Source organism: Magnetospirillum molischianum DSM 120, from assembly GCF_000294655.1.
Taxonomy (GTDB): domain Bacteria; phylum Pseudomonadota; class Alphaproteobacteria; order Rhodospirillales; family Magnetospirillaceae; genus Phaeospirillum; species Phaeospirillum molischianum.
Genome location: NZ_CAHP01000054.1, coordinates 18,280 through 36,585, shown reverse-complemented (window position 1 = coordinate 36,585; position 18,306 = coordinate 18,280). Strand labels below are relative to the sequence as shown.

At 59.6% G+C, this 18,306-nt stretch carries 18 protein-coding genes; 7 read left to right on the top strand and 11 right to left on the bottom strand.

Features of this window, described 5'->3' with window-relative positions:
- Positions 1-35: 35 nt before the first annotated feature.
- A complete protein-coding gene (locus PHAMO_RS16915) occupies positions 36-851 on the bottom strand; it encodes a cytochrome C assembly family protein (protein WP_002731136.1) in 816 nt (271 codons plus the stop codon).
- A gap of 281 nt (positions 852-1,132) precedes the next feature.
- Here PHAMO_RS16915 and PHAMO_RS16910 point away from each other — a divergent pair, with 281 nt between their 5' ends.
- Positions 1,133-2,284, top strand: coding sequence for a bifunctional 2-C-methyl-D-erythritol 4-phosphate cytidylyltransferase/2-C-methyl-D-erythritol 2,4-cyclodiphosphate synthase (locus tag PHAMO_RS16910; RefSeq protein ID WP_002731135.1), 1,152 nt, complete (start codon positions 1,133-1,135; stop codon positions 2,282-2,284).
- A 14-nt stretch (positions 2,285-2,298) separates the two neighbouring features.
- On the opposite strand, the gene cutA is transcribed toward PHAMO_RS16910, so the two are convergent.
- Positions 2,299-2,628: a divalent-cation tolerance protein CutA gene (cutA, locus tag PHAMO_RS16905; RefSeq protein ID WP_002731134.1), complete on the bottom strand. Its 330-nt coding sequence runs from the start codon at positions 2,626-2,628 to the stop codon at positions 2,299-2,301.
- Positions 2,629-2,923: 295 nt separating this feature from the next.
- On the opposite strand from cutA, the gene PHAMO_RS16900 reads away from it, so the two are divergent.
- The 3 genes from PHAMO_RS16900 to hemB all read left to right on the top strand — a co-directional run bounded on the left by PHAMO_RS16900 (position 2,924) and on the right by hemB (position 6,334).
- A complete protein-coding gene (locus tag PHAMO_RS16900) occupies positions 2,924-3,916 on the top strand; it encodes a dihydroorotate dehydrogenase-like protein (RefSeq protein WP_002731133.1) in 993 nt (330 codons plus the stop codon).
- A 101-nt stretch (positions 3,917-4,017) separates the two neighbouring features.
- On the top strand, positions 4,018-5,313 hold the full coding sequence (locus tag PHAMO_RS16895; RefSeq protein ID WP_002731132.1) for an O-acetylhomoserine aminocarboxypropyltransferase/cysteine synthase family protein: 1,296 nt from the start codon (positions 4,018-4,020) through the stop codon (positions 5,311-5,313).
- A gap of 4 nt (positions 5,314-5,317) precedes the next feature.
- Positions 5,318-6,334 carry a porphobilinogen synthase gene (hemB, locus tag PHAMO_RS16890; protein ID WP_040567756.1) on the top strand — a complete coding sequence of 339 codons (1,017 nt, stop codon included), beginning with the start codon at positions 5,318-5,320 and terminating at the stop codon, positions 6,332-6,334.
- 107 nt (positions 6,335-6,441) lie between these two features.
- Here hemB and PHAMO_RS16885 read toward each other — a convergent pair whose 3' ends face one another.
- From PHAMO_RS16885 to PHAMO_RS16845, 9 genes are all read right to left on the bottom strand, one after another.
- Positions 6,442-6,663 carry a hypothetical protein gene (locus PHAMO_RS16885; RefSeq protein WP_002731130.1) on the bottom strand — a complete coding sequence of 74 codons (222 nt, stop codon included), beginning with the start codon at positions 6,661-6,663 and terminating at the stop codon, positions 6,442-6,444.
- 124 nt (positions 6,664-6,787) lie between these two features.
- Positions 6,788-9,016, bottom strand: coding sequence for a DNA topoisomerase IV subunit A (parC, locus tag PHAMO_RS16880; protein ID WP_002731129.1), 2,229 nt, complete (start codon positions 9,014-9,016; stop codon positions 6,788-6,790).
- Between the two features lie 62 nt (positions 9,017-9,078).
- Positions 9,079-9,777 carry a DNA repair protein RecO gene (gene recO / locus PHAMO_RS16875; protein WP_040567755.1) on the bottom strand — a complete coding sequence of 233 codons (699 nt, stop codon included), beginning with the start codon at positions 9,775-9,777 and terminating at the stop codon, positions 9,079-9,081.
- Between the two features lie 52 nt (positions 9,778-9,829).
- Positions 9,830-10,735 (bottom strand): GTPase Era, encoded by a 906-nt coding sequence (era, locus tag PHAMO_RS16870; protein WP_002731126.1) that lies wholly within the window; start codon positions 10,733-10,735, stop codon positions 9,830-9,832.
- Positions 10,732-11,418: a ribonuclease III gene (gene rnc, locus PHAMO_RS16865; RefSeq protein WP_002731125.1), complete on the bottom strand. Its 687-nt coding sequence runs from the start codon at positions 11,416-11,418 to the stop codon at positions 10,732-10,734. Before rnc ends, era begins: the two co-directional genes overlap by 4 nt.
- A gap of 3 nt (positions 11,419-11,421) precedes the next feature.
- A complete protein-coding gene (gene lepB / locus PHAMO_RS16860) occupies positions 11,422-12,165 on the bottom strand; it encodes a signal peptidase I (RefSeq protein ID WP_002731123.1) in 744 nt (247 codons plus the stop codon).
- 95 nt (positions 12,166-12,260) lie between these two features.
- A complete protein-coding gene (acpS, locus tag PHAMO_RS16855) occupies positions 12,261-12,665 on the bottom strand; it encodes a holo-ACP synthase (RefSeq protein WP_002731121.1) in 405 nt (134 codons plus the stop codon).
- Positions 12,662-13,417 carry a pyridoxine 5'-phosphate synthase gene (locus PHAMO_RS16850; RefSeq protein ID WP_002731120.1) on the bottom strand — a complete coding sequence of 252 codons (756 nt, stop codon included), beginning with the start codon at positions 13,415-13,417 and terminating at the stop codon, positions 12,662-12,664. Before PHAMO_RS16850 ends, acpS begins: the two co-directional genes overlap by 4 nt.
- 36 nt (positions 13,418-13,453) lie before the next feature.
- Positions 13,454-15,598, bottom strand: coding sequence for a RelA/SpoT family protein (locus tag PHAMO_RS16845; protein ID WP_002731118.1), 2,145 nt, complete (start codon positions 15,596-15,598; stop codon positions 13,454-13,456).
- 215 nt (positions 15,599-15,813) lie between these two features.
- Here PHAMO_RS16845 and motA point away from each other — a divergent pair, with 215 nt between their 5' ends.
- Genes motA through PHAMO_RS16830 form a run of 3 tightly spaced genes read left to right on the top strand, consistent with a single transcriptional unit; the run spans position 15,814 to position 18,203 of the window.
- A complete protein-coding gene (motA, locus tag PHAMO_RS16840) occupies positions 15,814-16,674 on the top strand; it encodes a flagellar motor stator protein MotA (RefSeq protein WP_002731116.1) in 861 nt (286 codons plus the stop codon).
- A 10-nt stretch (positions 16,675-16,684) separates the two neighbouring features.
- Positions 16,685-17,653, top strand: a complete 969-nt coding sequence (locus tag PHAMO_RS16835) for a flagellar motor protein MotB (RefSeq protein ID WP_002731115.1) — start codon at positions 16,685-16,687, stop codon at positions 17,651-17,653.
- 22 nt (positions 17,654-17,675) lie between these two features.
- On the top strand, positions 17,676-18,203 hold the full coding sequence (locus PHAMO_RS16830; RefSeq protein ID WP_002731114.1) for an RDD family protein: 528 nt from the start codon (positions 17,676-17,678) through the stop codon (positions 18,201-18,203).
- Positions 18,204-18,306 lie beyond the last annotated feature (103 nt).

Here is an 18,306-nt window from a genome sequence, read left to right as displayed (position 1 = left end):
GCGCAACGTCAAAAACCGCAGAGCCGGGGGCTGAATCAGCCCAGCGGTGAGGTCAACAGCACCTGCTGCACGAACTTCACGCCGGGATAGGCCAATGTGAGGAGAAGATAGGCAACCAGAACCACTCGCGCGGCGAGACGGCCGCGCACGCCACAGATGCGGTGGCCAATCAGCAGCATGCCGATCAGGACAAAGGCCAGCAACGACAGCAGGGCCTTGTGCTCGAAGGTGACGAAAGACCCGGTCTCGACGTAATGTAGGGCCAGTCCGGTGAGTAGCCCCAGCCCAAGAACGACTTCACTGTCGAGCAGCAAGCGCCCGGACATCCGCTCGGCATCGGCGACACTGGGCAACAGCCGGGTCAAGGCAGTCGGCCGCTTACGCTTCAACGCCCGCTCCTGTAGGAAAATCGAAGCAGAAGCCACTGCCGCCACGGTCAGAAGCGAGTATGTCAAGACCGAAACGATGATGTGCAGATCGACCCAAGCGGCACTCGCGCCGCCCGTCATCGGCGGCGGAGCACCCTCGACCCAACTGACCATCGAAGCCAACAGGCCGACGGCAGCCAGGAACGGCATCAGGAGCGGCCCCAAGCGCCATGCCTGCGGCGTCGTCACCGACAGCAGAGCGAACATAGCAGCACTGCCGGCGATGCTGACCCACAATCCGGCCGACAAACTGGTCAGCCAGACCCCACTCATTAGCCAGCCAGCCCAGATCGACGGAGCGATGACAGCGAGAAGGGTTGCGGCCCAGAAACGGCCATCGCGGCTAGCATGGAGCCTGAAGGAAACCGTCGCGGCCGGAACCAGAGCGACGAGGGCGACGATGTTAAGAATAAGCGGCGACATGGGATCGACTATACCATTCTTTCGGTTCGTGCAAACTGGCGGAGTGATGACAGTGTCGGGGGGCTCCCCTGCGCTGGCCGCAGCTTCGGCTCAGAATAGCCAACAAATCATATTTATCCCTTCGCTGTCGCGAAAGCCAGATTCCGCACCGACTTCTGATCTTTGTCGAGAGTCATATCCAGCCTATGACCCGGACGTGATTGAAATAAGAACGCCTTGTCGCTTGGCAAGCCCGCCCATGCCGCATAGGCTGACGCCTCTTTGGCCATTGGAGGACGATCATGGGCGGAACGGTGGTGCTGGTGGTGGCGGCGGGGCGTGGTCGCAGGTTCGGCGGCGACCTGCCGAAGCAGTATCACGATCTTGCCGGACGGATGGTACTGCGCCATACACTGGCCGCGTTTGCCACCAATCCCGAGATCGACGCTGTCCGAGCGGTCATTCATCCCGACGACCGCCAGCTTTATGATATTGCCGCATCTGGACTCGCTCTGTTAGAGCCGGTGTCAGGCGGTGCCAGCCGTCAGGATTCCGTCCGCCTCGGGCTGGAAAGCCTTGCCGATCTCGCGCCTGAACGTGTCCTGATCCACGATGCTGCCCGCCCCTTCATCGATGCGGGAACCATTGGACGGGTTATCGCCGCCCTGGCTTCGAACCCCGCCGCCCTGCCCGTGGTGCCGGTCGCCGATACGCTGAAGCGGGGCCTGGACGGTTTTGTCTCCGATACAATCTCGCGCGACAGCCTATTCCGCGCCCAGACGCCGCAAGGATTCCGCTACACCGACATTCTGTCCGCACATAAAGCGGTGATCGGTGAGGAACTGACCGACGATTCAGCCGTCGCCGAACGCGCCGGTCTGGCGGTAACCCTGGTTGCCGGTGCCGAGGATAATGTCAAGATCACGACCGCCGCCGATCTGGAACGAGCGCGGAGACTGTTCGATGGCGCGGGGGAAATCCGTACCGGCAGCGGTTATGACGTCCACCGTTTCGGACCGGGCAACGGCGTGTGGCTGTGTGGAGAGTTAGTCCCGCACCAAGCCGGTCTATTGGGTCATTCCGACGCCGATGTCGGTTTGCACGCCTTGACCGACGCCTTGCTGGGAGCGATCTCAGCGGGCGATATCGGCCACCATTTCCCGCCGTCGGAACCGCGCTGGAAGGGAGCCGCATCGGATCAGTTCCTGGCCCACGCCGCGTCTCTGGTGGCGGCACGAGGCGGGCGGATCGTCAATGTTGACGTCACCCTGATCTGCGAGCGCCCCAAGGTCGGCCCGCACCGTGCCCGGATGGTGGCCCGCTTGGCCGAAATTCTGAAGATCGATCAGGGCCGGATTTCAGTCAAAGCCACCACGACCGAGGGGCTTGGCTTTACCGGACGAGCAGAAGGCATCGCCTCCCAGGCCAGCGCTTCGGTCTGGCTGCCGCGCTAATAACGGCGCCTCTGTCAATCGGTGGTGACAGAATCGGTTTCGGCGGCAATCCAGGCAAGAAAGCCGGGATTGCCGCCCTCGATCGGCAAACGGACAACGCACGGGCATTCATAGCTGTGCAATTCGCACAGCCGCGAGGTCGCCGCATCGGCCAGATCGGCGCGGGTTTTCAGGATCAAAACCACTTCCTGATCCTCACGCAATTCGCCCTGCCAGCGATAGACCGACCGCATTCCGTCAAGCACATTGGCACAGGCGGCCAGACGCGCCTCAACCAGGGCACGGCCGAGGCTCAAGGCTTCCTCGTGGCTGGCGGCGGTAACGTAAAGCAGACAAGCGGTCATATCCGGTCGATCCCAGCGGAAAAGACGGGGCAGGTATCACCCTGCCCCGTGGGAGTCTGTATCGGCATCCCCCCGGAAGAGGAAATCGGCAGGGGTGCCCATGACACATATATAATAACTTGGTAAACGGATTTCGATACCCCGGCGTGATGAAACCGCGGCTGCGACAACTGCATTGGCGGTTGAGGCGGATACCAACGGAGTGAACCATCCCGACAAGTGGACAGAAGCCTCAACTGAAGATAGCCTTACTTTTGAGGGCCGGGACTGTCCCGGCGAGCAGAAGGAACATCCTATGGATCTGTCCACACGCTATCTCGGCCTCACTCTGACCTGTCCCCTGGTGGCTTCGGCCTCGCCACTCGCTCTTGATGTCGGCAACATCCGAAAGATGGAGGATTTTGGTGCCGGAGCCGTGGTGCTGCCCTCGATCTTTCAGGAAGATATCGAAAACGAAATCGACGAGATGGAGCGCCTGGGCAACGAAGGAAACTCCGAAGCACTCAGCTATTTCCCGGCGGGGCTGACCGAAAATGTCGGCCCGCAGAATTACCTCGACCTGATCCGCCGCGCCCGCGCCGCTGTCGATATTCCAGTGATCGCCAGCCTGAACGGCACCACTCCCGCCGGCTGGATCGATTATGCCCGTCAGATCGAACAGGCGGGAGCTCATGCGCTGGAACTGAACGTCTATTATCTGCCGACCGACCTTGTTTCCAGCGGGGCCGAGGTCGAGTCCCGCTACGTTGAGATTTTGACCGAGGTCAAGAAGGCGGTGTCGCTCCCGGTAGCGATGAAACTCAGTCCTTATTTCAGTTCGCCCGGCCACATGATCCAGACCCTCGACACGGCCGGAGCGGATGGCGTTGTTCTGTTCAATCGCTTTTACCAACCTGACATTGACCTGGAAGAATTAACCCTCTTGCGAGACCTGAAACTCAGCACCCGCGGCGAAATCCGTCTCCCTCTGCTGTGGATCGCCGCACTGTCCGGCAAGCTGAAGGGATCGATCGCTGCCAGTTCAGGGGTGCAGACCGCCGCCGAAGTCATCAAATACCTGTTTGTCGGGGCCGATGTGGTGATGACGACCTCGGCCCTGATGCGTCATGGCGTCGAATATCTGAAGGTATTGAAGGATGGGCTGGTCGCCGACCTCACCGCACGCGAAGCCGGGTCTGTCGCTGAAATCCGGGGGGGCCTCAGCCGGAGCGCGGTTAGCGATATCGCCGCTTACGACCGGGTAAACTACATCCGCATCCTGCGCGGGGGGCTGCACGCCGCTCAGTGAGGTTAATTATCTACGGGATTTATGGATTAGTCCACCTTGACATGCAACATCAACGGTGTGAAATTCCCTGACCATCCCGTGCGGAAAGGAGCCTGAGGTCGATGAGCGTCACCAGCAAAAACCCGGAAACCATCGTTCTTCATACCGGCTATCGTGCCGACCCCACCACTGGTTCAGTGGCTGTTCCGATTCACCAGACCACGTCGTACCAGTTCAACAATGCCGATCACGCCGCCAATTTGTTCGGTCTCAAGGAACTGGGAAACATCTATACCCGGATCATGAACCCGACCACCGACGTTCTGGAACAGCGTCTGGCCGCATTGGAAGGCGGCGTCGCCGCCTTGGCGGTTTCATCCGGGCAGGCGGCCAGCACCTTCTCGATCCTGAACGTCGCCCAGGCCGGAGACAATTTCGTCACCTCGACCGATCTGTACGGCGGCACCTGGAATCTGTTCGCCAATACCTTCAAACAGTTCGGGATCGAAGCGCGCTTCGTCGATCCGAGCGACCCCGAGGCCTTTGCCCGCGCGACCGATTCCAAAACCCGCGCCTGGTACGCCGAGACCCTGCCCAATCCGAAGCTGCACGTCTTCCCAATCGCCGAAGTCGGTGCATTGGGTGACAAGCTGGGCGTTCCGCTGATCGTCGATAACACTGCCGCGCCCGTGATCGCCCGTCCGCTCGATCACGGTGCCCACATCGTGGTCTATTCGACCACGAAATATATCGGCGGCCACGGCACCTCGATCGGTGGGGCCATCGTCGATAGCGGCCGCTTCGATTGGGAGAAGCATGCGACTCGTTTCCCGCTGCTGAACGAGCCAGATCCCAGCTATCATGGCGCGGTATGGACCCAGGCGGTAAAGCCGCTCGGTCCGATCGCATACATCCTGCGCGCCCGCGTGATTTTGCTGCGCGACCTCGGTTCCGCCGCAAGCCCGTTCAATGCGTTTCAGACTATCCAAGGGCTGGAAACATTACCGCTGCGTATCCGCGAGCACAGCCGCAACGCAACCGCCGTCGCCCAGTATCTGTCCTCTCATCCCAAGGTCAGCCGGGTGATCCACCCCAGCCTCCAGACCGGTGAGGCCCGCCGCCGCGCCGACGCGATCCTGAAGGGTGGCTTCTACGGCGGTCTGCTCGGCTTCGAACTGAAAGACGGCGTTCTGGCCGGACGTAATTTTATCGATCAGTTGAAGCTGTTCTATCATGTCGCCAACATCGGCGATGCCCGTTCGCTGGCTATTCATCCGGCGAGCACCACCCATTCCCAACTGTCGGCCGATGAACAATTGGCAACTGGTGTGACTCCGGGCTATGTGAGATTGTCTATCGGTATTGAACATATCGACGATATCCTCGCCGACTTAAAGCAGGCATTGGAGGCCATCTAACATCGTGTCCACCATCCTTCCCCACGCTGAGTTTCCCTTTACTCGTATGCGCCGCAACCGCCGGGACGACTGGTCCCGGCGGGTGATCTCCGAGAACAAGCTCTCGGTCGATGACTTGATCTGGCCGGTTTTCGCGGTCGAAGGAACCGGCGTGAGGCAGGAAGTGGTGTCGATGCCCGGCGTCGCGCGGTTTTCCGTCGATCTTTTGGTCGAGGAATGCCGTCGTGTCGCCGACCTCGGCATTCCCGCGATCGCATTATTCCCCTCGGTCGAGGCGGCGCTGAAGACCCCCGACGCAGCCGAGGCCTATAACCCCAATAATATCATCTGCCGTGCCGTTCGGGCCATCAAGGCCGCCGTGCCGAAGCTGGGCGTGATCTGCGACGTTGCTCTCGACCCGTTCAACAGCAACGGCCAGGACGGTCTGGTCGTCAACGATTATGTCGTCAATGATCTGACCGTCGAAGCCTTGTGTAAGATGTCGCTGGTCCAGGCTCAGGCTGGCTGTGACGCCCTCGCCCCCTCCGACATGATGGATGGCCGCATCGGTGCTATCCGTGAAGTGTTGGACGACGTGGATTTGATCGATGTTCGTATCATTTCCTATGCCGCCAAGTACGCTTCGGCGTTCTATGGTCCGTTCCGTGATGCCGTCGGCACTGGTTCGACGTTGAAGGGCGACAAGAAGACCTATCAGATGGACCCGGCCAATTCCGACGAGGCGTTGCGTGAAGTCGCCGCCGACCTGTCCGAGGGAGCCGATATGGTGATGGTCAAACCGGGCATGCCTTATCTCGACATTATCCGCCGGGTGAAGGAAACCTTTGGTGTCCCCACCCTCGCCTATCAGGTCTCTGGCGAATACGCGATGATGAAGGCCGCAGCGTTAAACGGCTGGCTCGATTGGGACAAGGTTATTGTCGAAAGCCTGATCGGCTTCAAGCGTGCTGGTGCCGATGCGATTCTGACCTATACCGCCCCAGAAGTGGCGCGGCTGCTGGCCAAACCTTCGTCGTACTAACACGGGAATTTAAATCCCCCCGACATCTTTCGCGATGTCGGGGGGATTTTCATGTCCGCGTTATCCGCGCAGCAACTCTACCGATATATAAAGCTCTCGTCTCTGGGTCAGTACGGACAGTCGGCACGCCCACAGGGCGAAGCGGAACGCGATGGCTGCCAGACGCCGCAGACGCGGCACTCCGTCATCGTCTCTGTCGGAGCGGTTTCTCGCCGCTTATCTGACTCGCCACCACGCCGGACAATCATTTCCGCGACGCGGGTCATGTGGCGAAAGCCAAACCAGACGACCGAAACAACCAGAACAAGAAGGAGAATCTTGATGAACATAATGTTCTTATCTCCTGGCGAACATAGGCGGTCAAGACCAACCTGGAATTGACCATGGGTCGGTACTCAGGAAGAGGCGGAAACTTAAAAGCCATTCCAGCATCAGACAACCATAGCCACTCTCTCAGGAAAAGCGATTGGTACGAGGAAAGCCGCTAGGAGGAAGTCGCCCGACCGAGGCACGTTTACCCAGCCACGGCGTCAATACCGTTTCGGTACGAGTCCGTTCGCCCAGTGCCCAGGTGAGACCATCGGCGAGAGTAAACATCTTGATGTCGGCGGTGCCACAATCACGATATTTTTGCAAGATGACGCCACGTCCGCGAGTCAGTTCAGGAATCTCCTCGATCATGAACACCAGCATCTTGCGGTTCTGTCCGACGATCGCGACAGCATCACCTTCGACCGGCAGACAGAAGCTGGCTTTCTCGCCTTCCCCCACATTCAGGATCATCTTGCCCGCGCGGGTCTGAGCCAGAACTTCATTTTCCTGGACGATGAAGCCACGACCAGCATCGGTGGACAGCAGCAAGCGCCGCCCCGGCTGATGAATCATCACGGCGGCGACGTCGGCTTCTGGAGCAAGATCAATCATCAGACGGAGTGGCTCGCCATGGCCGCGCCCGGATGGCAACCGATCTCCACCCAGGGTAAAGAAGCGTCCGTCCGTAGACAGGATCAAGATCTTGTCGGTGGTCCACGTCTTCAGCGCGCAGCGGAGTTCATCACCCTCCTTGAACTTCAAGGCTTCCGGCGACGTATCGGCATGGCCCTTCAGCGCCCGGACCCATCCCTTGTCCGATAACACCATCGTGATCGGTTCACGCTCGACAAATGCCTCGATCGGCACGACCACTGCCGCCGGAACCTCCCCAAGTTCAGTCCGCCGCCGTCCCAACGGGGTGTCGCCACCGAACGTCTTGCGGGTCACCGCGATCTGACTGGCGATCACACGCCACCGCCGCCCCTCGTCAGCCAGCAGAGCGACCAAACCAGCTTTTTCCGCCGACAATGCGTCGTGCTCGGTGCGGATTTCTACTTCCTGAAGCTTGTTGAGGCTCCGCAACCTCATATTGAGGATTGCCTCGGCCTGCACCTCGGTCAGATTGAAACGGGCGATCAGACCGGCCTTGGGGTTATCCTCGTAACGGATAATCCGAATCACGGTGTCGAGATCGGCATAAACCTTCAGGAAACCGTCCAGCACTTCCAGACGCCGGTCGATCTTGTCGAGGCGGAAGCGTGAACGTCGCTCCAGCACCACCATCCGATGGTCAAGGAAGGCTCGCAACACCTCCTTCAACGTCATCACCCGCGGCACCGAATTGGCGTCAAGCACGTTCATGTTGAGCGGGACGCGACTTTCGAGATCGGTCTGGCGGAACAACTGCTCCATCACCAGCGCGGCCTCGACGGTGCGGTTGCGCGGTTCCAGGACGAGGCGGACGTCTTCGGCGGATTCGTCTCTGATATCGGCCAGCAGCGGCAACTTTTTTTCGCCCAGCAATTCGGCGATCCGTTCGATCAGCCGCGCCTTCTGCACCTGATAGGGAATCTCGGTAATGACGATCTGGTACAGACCATGCGACAGCTTTTCCACCGTCCAACGAGCCCGCAGCCGGAAGGCTCCCTTGCCAGTTCGGTAGGCCTCGGCGATCGCGGCGTGACCTTCGACCAGAACGCCGCCGGTGGGGAAATCCGGCCCCGGCATCCGGGCGATCAGATCGTCAACGGCGCAATCTGGCTTGGCGATCAACAGGTCGAGCGCGTCGCAAATCTCACCGACATTATGTGGAGGAATGCTGGTGGCCATCCCCACCGCGATCCCAGACGCACCATTGGCCAGCAGGTTGGGAAAGGCCGCCGGCATTACCACCGGCTCTTCCTCTGTGCCGTCGTAGGTCGGGCGGAAATCGACCGCATCCTCGTCCAACCCGTCCATCAGGGCGGCGGCAACGGCGGTTAACTTTGCCTCGGTGTACCGCATCGCGGCGGCGTTATCGCCGTCGATATTACCGAAATTCCCCTGCCCTTCGACCAGCGGGTAGCGCACCGCGAAATCCTGGGCCAAGCGGACTAACGTATCGTAAACAGCGATGTCGCCATGGGGGTGATATTTACCGATGACATCGCCGACAACGCGGGCGCATTTCTTGAAACCACCGTCTGGATCAAGCTTCAACTGCCGCATCGCGAACAGCAGACGGCGATGCACCGGCTTAAGCCCGTCGCGAACATCAGGCAGAGACCGCGAAACGATCGTCGACATGGCATAAGCGAGATAGCGCTCGCCCAGGGCATCGGCCAACGGCGTCACGCGAATTTCGCCTTTAGCGGCAGCGGTCTTGGTCATGGGGGGAATCCTTGAATCATCGCGACGGAGACGGGCTCCGCCGTGTACCTAGAGAGTGTAATTCAGACGTGGAAACGGTCAACCAGACGGGAACGCGCGGGCGGCAATGAGCCAAGATGGCGGTCGAGAAAGAACCCGGCCAGATCGAGACCGGCGCGAATCTGCGCCGGATCGCCCTCGCCGCCTTCGGCCAGAAAGCGCGGCAGCATCAGCAGCCGATCTTTCCACTTCTCTCCCGCATGACGGGATACAGCCCGCCCCGTCCTTGGGCTGACATAAACAAGGTCCTCGGTCGTTCCGGTTACCGCACACGCGGATAGATCGAGGCCGAACCCGATATCCCGCAACAGCGCCAGTTCGAAATGAACATAAACGCTGGGCCAGGATTCCGCGGGAAGAGCGGTCAGCAGCGCCGACAAAGCGGCATAGGCTCCGGGATGAGCCTGACGTTCGGGCAGGCTCCGCTCTGCCAGGGCGCACGCCGCCCCGAGAGCGGCGAGCCGTCCCGGATCGCCCAAGGCATCGACGGTATGGGCCTTGAGCAATTCCAGTCGCAACGTCCCTAATTGCTCGGGTAAACGCCCCCGCCACCACGCCCGAACCCGGTTTCCGGGCAGAACGATGCCACGATTCGACTTCGAAGCCGCACCATGCAACAGACCGGCGTGACGCCCATGGATCAGGGTCAACACGCCGACAACACCACCATGCTCGCCATGACGGCGAACTGACAGCACCAGAGCCTCGTCTTCCCACTCCATCGCGTCGCGACGCTCTTCCCGGAACAATCATGCGTCTGTTTGCGCTTATCCCTTACGCATCATAATCAAGGCCGATGTCGGAATAGGCGTCACGCTTCTCGCTCCAGTCCTCGCGGACCTTAACGTGAATAAACAAATGAACACGCCGTTCCAACAAAGCCTCAAGTTCGGTGCGGGCAGCTTCGCCGATCGCCTTGATCTGACGCCCCCCCTTACCCAGCACGATAGCCTTCTGGCTATCACGCTCGACATAGATTACCTGATCGATCCGGGCCGAACCGTCGTCTCGCTCCTGCCAGCTTTCACTTTCGACATGAAGCGAATAGGGCAATTCCTGATAGAGAGTCAGAAATGCCTTCTCACGGGTAATCTCGGCAGCAAGCAAGCGCTGCGGCAGATCCGACACCTGATCCTCGGGGAACATCCAAGGCCCCGGAGCCATCGCCCGCCCCAGATGAGCCATCAGGTCGTCAACACCGTCGCCCTTCAGCGCACTGAGCATGAACACATCAGAAAACAACCCCTCGGCGTGTAGCCGGGCCGTCAACTCCAACAGCGTGTCGCGGCGGATCAGGTCGATCTTGTTGAGAACGAGCACCACCTGACGCCCAGCTTCTTTCAGCTTGGCGACAATGGCGCGGGTATCATCATCGTCTCCGCGCTGGGCATCGACCACCAGACAGACATGCTCGGCATCAGCAGCGCCGTTCCACGCGGCGGCGACCATCGCCCGCTCCAAACGCTTGCGCGGCTGAAAGATACCGGGCGTATCGACCAGGATCACCTGAGCATCGCCGGTCATGCAGATTCCCAACACGCGGAACCGGGTGGTCTGAACCTTGGGGGAAACGATCGAGACCTTGGTCCCGACCAGGGCATTGACCAGGGTTGATTTCCCGGCATTGGGGGCCCCCACCACCGCGACAAAACCGCAGCGTTGCCCGTCGTTTTCACTCATTCCTTCACCTTTTCCAACAAAGCAGCGGCAGCAGCCTGTTCGGCCACCCGTTTTGACGGCCCGCGACCGGTAGCCGCCGCCAGTCCCTCGACCGAGACCGAAACCAGAAAAATCGGCTCGTGCGGCGGCCCTTCCGCGCCTTCGACGCGATAGACAGGCAGAGCCTTACCCCGCCCCTGCGCCCATTCCTGCAACGCCGTCTTGGCGTCCTTGGGCGGAGCCGCCGTTTCTTCCATCAATCCATTCCAGCGGCTGCGCACGAATGCGGCGGCCACCTCGAACCCGGCATCGGCGAACAACGCGCCGATCACCGCCTCGCAAGCATCGGCGAGAATGCCAGGATTGGCACGCCCTCCGGCCTCATCGTCTCCCCGCGCCATCGCCAGATACGCGCCAAGCCCAATCGTCTCGGCCACCTGAGCCACCGTCTCCCCGCGCACCAGAGCAGTGAAACGCCGGGCCAGTGCGCCCTCGGCCTCGTTGGGATAGCGCTGGTACAACATGTCGGCAACCACCAACCCCAGCACCCGATCACCCAGAAATTCCAGCCGTTCGTAATTGGCTGAACGCTTCCGGTTGCGGCGCCCCTGATCGATACTGGGATGAGTCAACGCCTGTGTCAGCAGGCCGGGCTGGGAAAAACTGTGCCCCAGAACGGCGTAAAGATCATGATCGGCCGTCATCGTCTACTCGATCCGCTGGAACAGCCGAGAATAGCGGATCGCCCAGGGCCAACGCCACACTTCCCACAAAGCTGCACTGCCGTCACCCGAGAAGAACAGAATCTCCGCCCGGCCAACCAAATTTTCCGCCGGAACGTAACCGACCTCCGTCAAATAGCGCGAATCGGCCGAATTGTCGCGGTTATCACCCATCATGAAATAATGACCAGGCGGAACCACGTATTCCTGCGTGTTGTCGGCGGGACCATTATCCCCCAGGAATTCGATAATCCGGTGATTTCGGCCGTTCGGCAGGGTCTCGACATATTGCGGCGCACGAATGATGTTGCCATCACGATCGCGGTCGATGAAATCCTCAATCCGCCTGCGCTCGACCGAGGCGCCGTTGATGTGGAGGATACCACCGATCACCTGGATGTGATCGCCGGGCAGGCCAACCACCCGCTTGATATAGTCGATCTTATTCTCGGTCGGCTTCTTGAACACCGCGATATCGCCGAGTTCAGGAAGACTGCCCAGGATACGGCCTCCGCTCGGACCGATACCGAACGGCATCGAATAACGCGAATAGCCATACGCATATTTCGATACGAACAGATAATCCCCGATTAACAGCGACGGAATCATCGATCCCGACGGAATATTAAAGGGCTCGAAGGCCAGGGTGCGCACCGCGCCCGCGATCAGCATCGCATAGATGATCGTGCGGATCGTCTCGCCCATCCCGCTGGATTTGCCTCTAGACATGAAGAATGCCGCCTAAAGCTTTGGATTTAATATAAAAGCCGCTACACGTGGAACGGCGTCAGTTGCGCCGATCAAGCCAGCCCCGAGCCTGTGAGTCAAGCCGGGACGGCCGAGATCGCCACGACAGCCTCGGCCATAGGGTATTCGTCCGTCATCGACAAGTTCAGTCGGGCGGTGAAACCCGGCGGAACTAGGCTCGCCAGAAGCGCCGCCGCTCCGCCGGTAAAAGCCAGCCCAGGACGGCCGCCCCCCAGATCGACGACACCGATATCGCGCAGGAACACCCCGTTCACGAAACCAGTCCCCAGCGCCTTAGCGGCTGCTTCCTTGGCGGCAAAGCGCTTGGCGAAGGTGGCTGCCTGACTACCGGGCCGCCCTCGGGCCGCCCGTTCCCGTTCGACCGGTGTGAAGACACGGTGAAGGAAGCGGTCGCCGAACCGTTCGAGTGCCTGCTCGATGCGTCGGATATCAACCAGATCGTTACCCAGTCCCAGAATCATGACGCCAACCCGATTGAAGCGCGCGCCTCATCCATTCGCCCGCGCATCTGCCGAATCGCGGCATCCAGCCCAGTAAAAATCGACTCCCCGATCAGGAAGTGGCCGATATTCAGTTCGACGATGCTCGGGATCGCCGCAATCGGGGAAACAGTGTCGAAGCTCAGTCCGTGACCGGCATGGCATTCCAGTCCAATAGCTTCGGCATGGGCCGCCGCTGCGATAATACGGGCGAGTTCGACTGAGCGGGCCGTCCCATCCTCGACATCGCAATAGGCACCGGTGTGCAGCTCGACCACTGGTGCCCTCAGATCACGAGCCGCATCAAGCTGACGCGGATCGGGTTCAACGAATAGCGAGACGCGGATCCCGGCCTCAATCAGCGGCGCCAGCAGGGGCCGCAGCGATTCGCGGTGGCCTGCGACATCCAATCCCCCCTCGGTGGTGCGCTCTTCGCGCTTTTCCGGCACGACGCAGACGGCATGAGGGCGCAGCCGCAGAGCGATCGCGACCATCTCCTCCGTCGCCGCCATCTCCATATTCAGCGGCAGGGAGATCTCGGCCCTCAGGCGTTCGATATCGCGGTCGCGAATATGACGTCGGTCCTCGCGCAAATGGGCCGTAATGCCATCGGCTCCGGCGGCGGCGGCAAGAATCGCCGCCTGAACCGGATCAGGGTGGGCCGTACCACGGGCATTTCGAAGGGTAGCGACGTGATCGATATTCACGCCAAGGCGAAGACGCCGGGGGGTCATGTCGTGCAAAAGCTCCAGTGGGGGCGAAAATTTGGCTCAGTTGCGGGCGCGCTCGACCGAACTGATCGCTGGCGTGGCGCGGAGAGCGGCGATGACGTTAGTCAGATGCTTCACGTCACGCACCTCGATATCGATGATCATCTCGAAAAAATCCGAGGTCCGGTTAGTGATCTTCAGGTTAGTGATATTCCCCATATTCTTGGCGATCACCGTCGATACGGATCCCAATGTATTCGGCTCATTAATGACAACCAGATCAATTCGTCCGATATGGGCTTTAATCTCGGATTCGTCCCAGGCGACGTCCAACCACCGCTCTGGCTGATCGGCGAACTGCTCAAGATTTTCACAATCGATCGTGTGAATGGTAACACCCCGCCCCGTTGCGACAATGCCGACGATGCGGTCGCCGGGCAATGGGTGACAACACCCCGCGAAATGCATCGCCATGCCGGGGATCAGCCCCTTGATCGGCATCGTCCCAGACTTATCCTTGCGCTCGGGCGGGCGGGCCTTGAGAGCAACGACATTGTCGGAATGTTGGGCGCGGTTCTTCAGTTCAGGATAGACCGAAGACAACACGTCGCGCGCCGAAAGCACCCCTTCGCCGACCAACGCGACCAAATCCTCGGTCGCGGGCGACTTATAAATCTTCAGAACGCCGTCCAAAGCTTTGTCGGTGTATTCGTAACCTTCCTGGCGGAAGGCACGAACCAGCATCCCCCGACCCAGCTCGGTATATTGGGTCCGCTGCTGGGTGCGGATAAAACGACGTATCCGAGCACGCGCTTTACCGGTGACGACAAAGCGCTCCCAGGTGGGATTGGGGGTCTGCGCCTTAGAGGTGATGATGTCAACCTGATCGCCATTCTGCAACTGCGTGCGCAGCGGCATGATGCGGCCATTGACCTTCGACCCCACGCAAGTATCGCCGATTTGGGAATGGACGGCATAGGCGAAATCGACCGGACACGCCCCACGCGGCAACGAAATCAGATCGCCCTTCGGCGTAAAGCAGAATACCTGATCCTGAAACATCTCGAGCTTGGTGTGCTCAAGGAATTCCTCGGGATTCGAAGCGTGCTCCAGAATATCGAGCAATTCGCGCAACCAGCGATACTGGCGACCGTCGGTTAGCTTGGCACCATCGCGCTTATATTTCCAGTGCGCAGCAACGCCCAGTTCGGCGACCTCGTGCATCTCCGAGGTGCGGATCTGGACCTCAATACGCTGACGCTCNGGCCCAAATACCCCAGTATGGATCGAACTGTAGCCGTTGGGCTTTGGTACCGAGATGTAATCCTTGAAACGGTTCGGCACCATTGGATAGTGCGAGTGGATCACCCCCAATGCCCGGTAGCAATCCTCGACGCCATCGACTGCGACGCGAAACGCCATTATGTCGGATAATTGTTCAAATCCAACATTCTTGCGCTGCATCTTCTGCCAAATCGAGAACGGAGTCTTTTCCCGCCCCGACACAGTGGCTACGATCCCGGCCTCGTTCAGGATCTTGCGCAATTCCTCAAGAATTCGCCCGATCAGATCCCCGCCCTGTTCGCGCAGGAAACCCAACCGGGCAACGATCGAGCCACGGGCGTCGGGATGGAGTTCGGTGAAGGCCAGATCCTCCAACTCCATCTTGATTTCCTGCATACCGATACGTTCGGCAAGCGGGGCGTAGATTTCCATGGTTTCCAGCGCAATGCGCCGACGCTTATCCGGGTTCTTGATGTAATGCAGGGTCCGCATGTTGTGCATGCGGTCGGCCAGCTTGACCAGCAGAACACGAATGTCCTCGCTCATCGCCAAGACCAGCTTTCGCAAATTCTCGGCTTGCTTGGCGTGGTCGGACTGCAACTCGATCCGGTTAAGCTTGGTGACACCATCGACCAGGCGGGCGATCTCGCGCCCGAACAGGTGCTCGATCTCCTCCTGGGTGGCGGGAGTGTCCTCGATAGTGTCGTGCAGCAGCGCGGTGATGATCGACGCGCAATCGAGACGGTACCGGGTCAGGATGCCCGCCACCTCGATCGGATGCGAGAAGTAAGGATCACCTGAAGCGCGTAATTGCGACCCATGCATTTTCATCGCATAGACGTAGGCGCGGTTGATCGCGTCCTCGTCCGCAGCGGGATCGTAGGATTTGACGCGCTCCACAAGTTCAAATTGGCGCATCATGACTTGGCATTCCTCCGTGGCGACCCGACATATGGGCTGACCATGGCTTAAGTTTGACCGGCTGTGCGTCACAGGAAAAGAGGAAAGAGCACATCCCCGGCAGCATTTTTTCACAACCTGCGAGTTGACTCGCGACAGCGGCGGGGAATTATTGCATCCTTTCGGACGGATTGACGATCCGTCGGACCGACGGAACGACGGGACAGGTGAGGTTCATGTTCGCGATCATCGGCATTATCGTTACCCTTGTCAGTGTGATCGGCGGCTATGCGGCTCCCGGTGGACATCTTGACGTGCTGTTTCAGCCGTTCGAGTGGATCATCATTGTCGGCGCAGCCGTAGGTTCACTTTTGCTCGGCAACCCCAAATCGATTATCACCGGCATTGCCGGTAATATCGCGGTCGTATTCAAAGGCGCGCATCACGGGAAAGACGACTACATCGAGATGTTGTCGATGCTCTATGCCGTGTTTAAGCTCGCCAAGACCAAGGGCGATCTGGCTTTGGAAAGCCACGTTGAAAAGCCCGACGAAAGTCCATTATTTGCCAAATTCCCCAAATTCACCAACGATCATCACACTCGAACGTTTCTGTGTGATTATTTAAGGCTTCTGACGTTGGGGACCAGCAATGCCCACGAATTAGAATCGATTATCGACGGCGAGTTGGAATCGCACCACAAGCACTACCATGAGATCGCCAATGCGGTTAATCTGATGGGCGATGCGATGCCTGCACTCGGTATCGTTGCTGCCGTTTTGGGCGTCATTCACACGATGGGATCGATCACCGAACCCCCCGAAGTGTTGGGTCACCTGATTGGTGCCGCACTGGTTGGAACATTCTCGGGCGTGCTGATCTCGTATGCTTTCGTCGCCCCGATCGCTCGCAATATGCAGTTGTGCTTCGATTCCGATCACAACTACTTCTTAGCCATCAAAGCCGGGTTGCTCGGCCACATGCAGGGCTACGCACCCCAGGTCTCCATCGAATTCGCCCGGAAAATTCTTCCCGATGAATTACGCCCGACCTTCCAGGAACTGGAAGAGACGGTAACGAACCTCCCGCCGGACTGAGCTGAATATCATGGCTGAAGGTGGCGGTAGCCCAATCATCATCAAGCGCATCAAGAAGTCGGCGGCCGGCCATCACGGCGGTGCCTGGAAGGTTGCTTATGCCGACTTCGTGACAGCGATGATGGCCTTTTTCCTCTTGCTGTGGTTGTTGAACGCAGTCACTGAGGAGCAATTGACCGGCGTCTCAAACTATTTTGCCCCGACGATGGCGTCGAAAAGCTCGAATGGCGCGGGCGGGGTGCTGGGAGGTCAAACCATCGGCGAAGGCGCTCAGGTCAGCCAAACCTCGTCGCCGACCTTGGTCCAGTCGCTTCCCCCCTCCTCGATCAGCGCCGAGGGCGAGGATTTGTCTGCTCCCAGCACCCCGAGCAGTCCCGACCAGGACGGTGCGAATGGGCAGGACAAGGCGGGTATGTCCGAGCAGGAATTCAAGGAGGCGATGGCTCAGCGCGAACAGAAAAAGTTCGACAAAGCCAAGGAAATGCTTGAAAACGCGGTCAAGGGCATCCCCGAACTGAAACAGTTCCAGGGCAGCATGATGGTCGATAACACCCCAGAAGGGTTGCGTATCCAGATCACCGATCAGGAAGGTCTGGCGATGTTCCCGTCTGGCTCCAGCGCGCCTTATGGCCATACCCGCGCCATGCTCGATCTCGTCGCCCGGATCGTCCGCCAGTTACCAGACAACCGTATCTCGATCTCGGGCCACACTGATTCGGTGCCGTTCAAGGACCCGTCCGGCTACACGAACTGGGAATTGTCGGCCGATCGCGCTCTGGCCAGTCGCCGCGCCCTGATTGCTTCGGGCGTACCAGAGAGCAGGGTCGATCGGGTCGTCGGCCGTGCGGATCAGGATCCATTGGAAAAGAGCGACCCGAAGGGGCTACGCAACCGGCGGATCAGCATCATCCTGTTGCGCGAGAACGATCTTGGCCCCGCCGAATCGAAAACGCTGTCGGTACCGATGTCGAAAAAATAACGATCAAGGATCTGTATCGATCATGTCGGTTCCCCCCACTCCGACTTTCACGTCACCAACCGTTCCGGAGTGGGGCGACCCGTGGCGATACCCGATCTATTATCTCGGCGTCACGCCTCGTCGAATTTATGCCTATTGCCTTGACCTCGTGGTGGTTGGGCTTCTGTGGCTGATGGTCTTCATCGGGTGTGTAATTCTGGGGGCTCTCAGCCTTGGCCTGCTCATGCCGATTCTTGGGATGGTTCTGGCGGCCGTGCCAATCAGTTACCATACCCTGACCATTGCCGGGCCACGTTCGGCCACATTTGGAATGAGAGTCGCCGGCTTGCGGGTGATGTCGGTCGCACCAGGGGCTGAGATTGACGGTGGCCGCCCCACCATCCTGCAAGCGCTTATCCAGACCGTTGCTTTTTACGCATCGCTGGCAATGACCGGCAGCCTGATTCTACTGGTGGCTCTCTTCAATCCTCGTCGCCGAACAGCACATGATTTCCTGGCGGGAACGGTTGTCGTCAATGATCCACGGCAATGGCGTGGCTCTGGACCGTAATCTGAGGTTTGAACCGGCATCACCGCGTTCCTATATGTTAAGGCACGGCACGCTCCGGCCATCCGGCGCCGTTAGGTTTGACCCCCAGAGGACGAGACCGGAC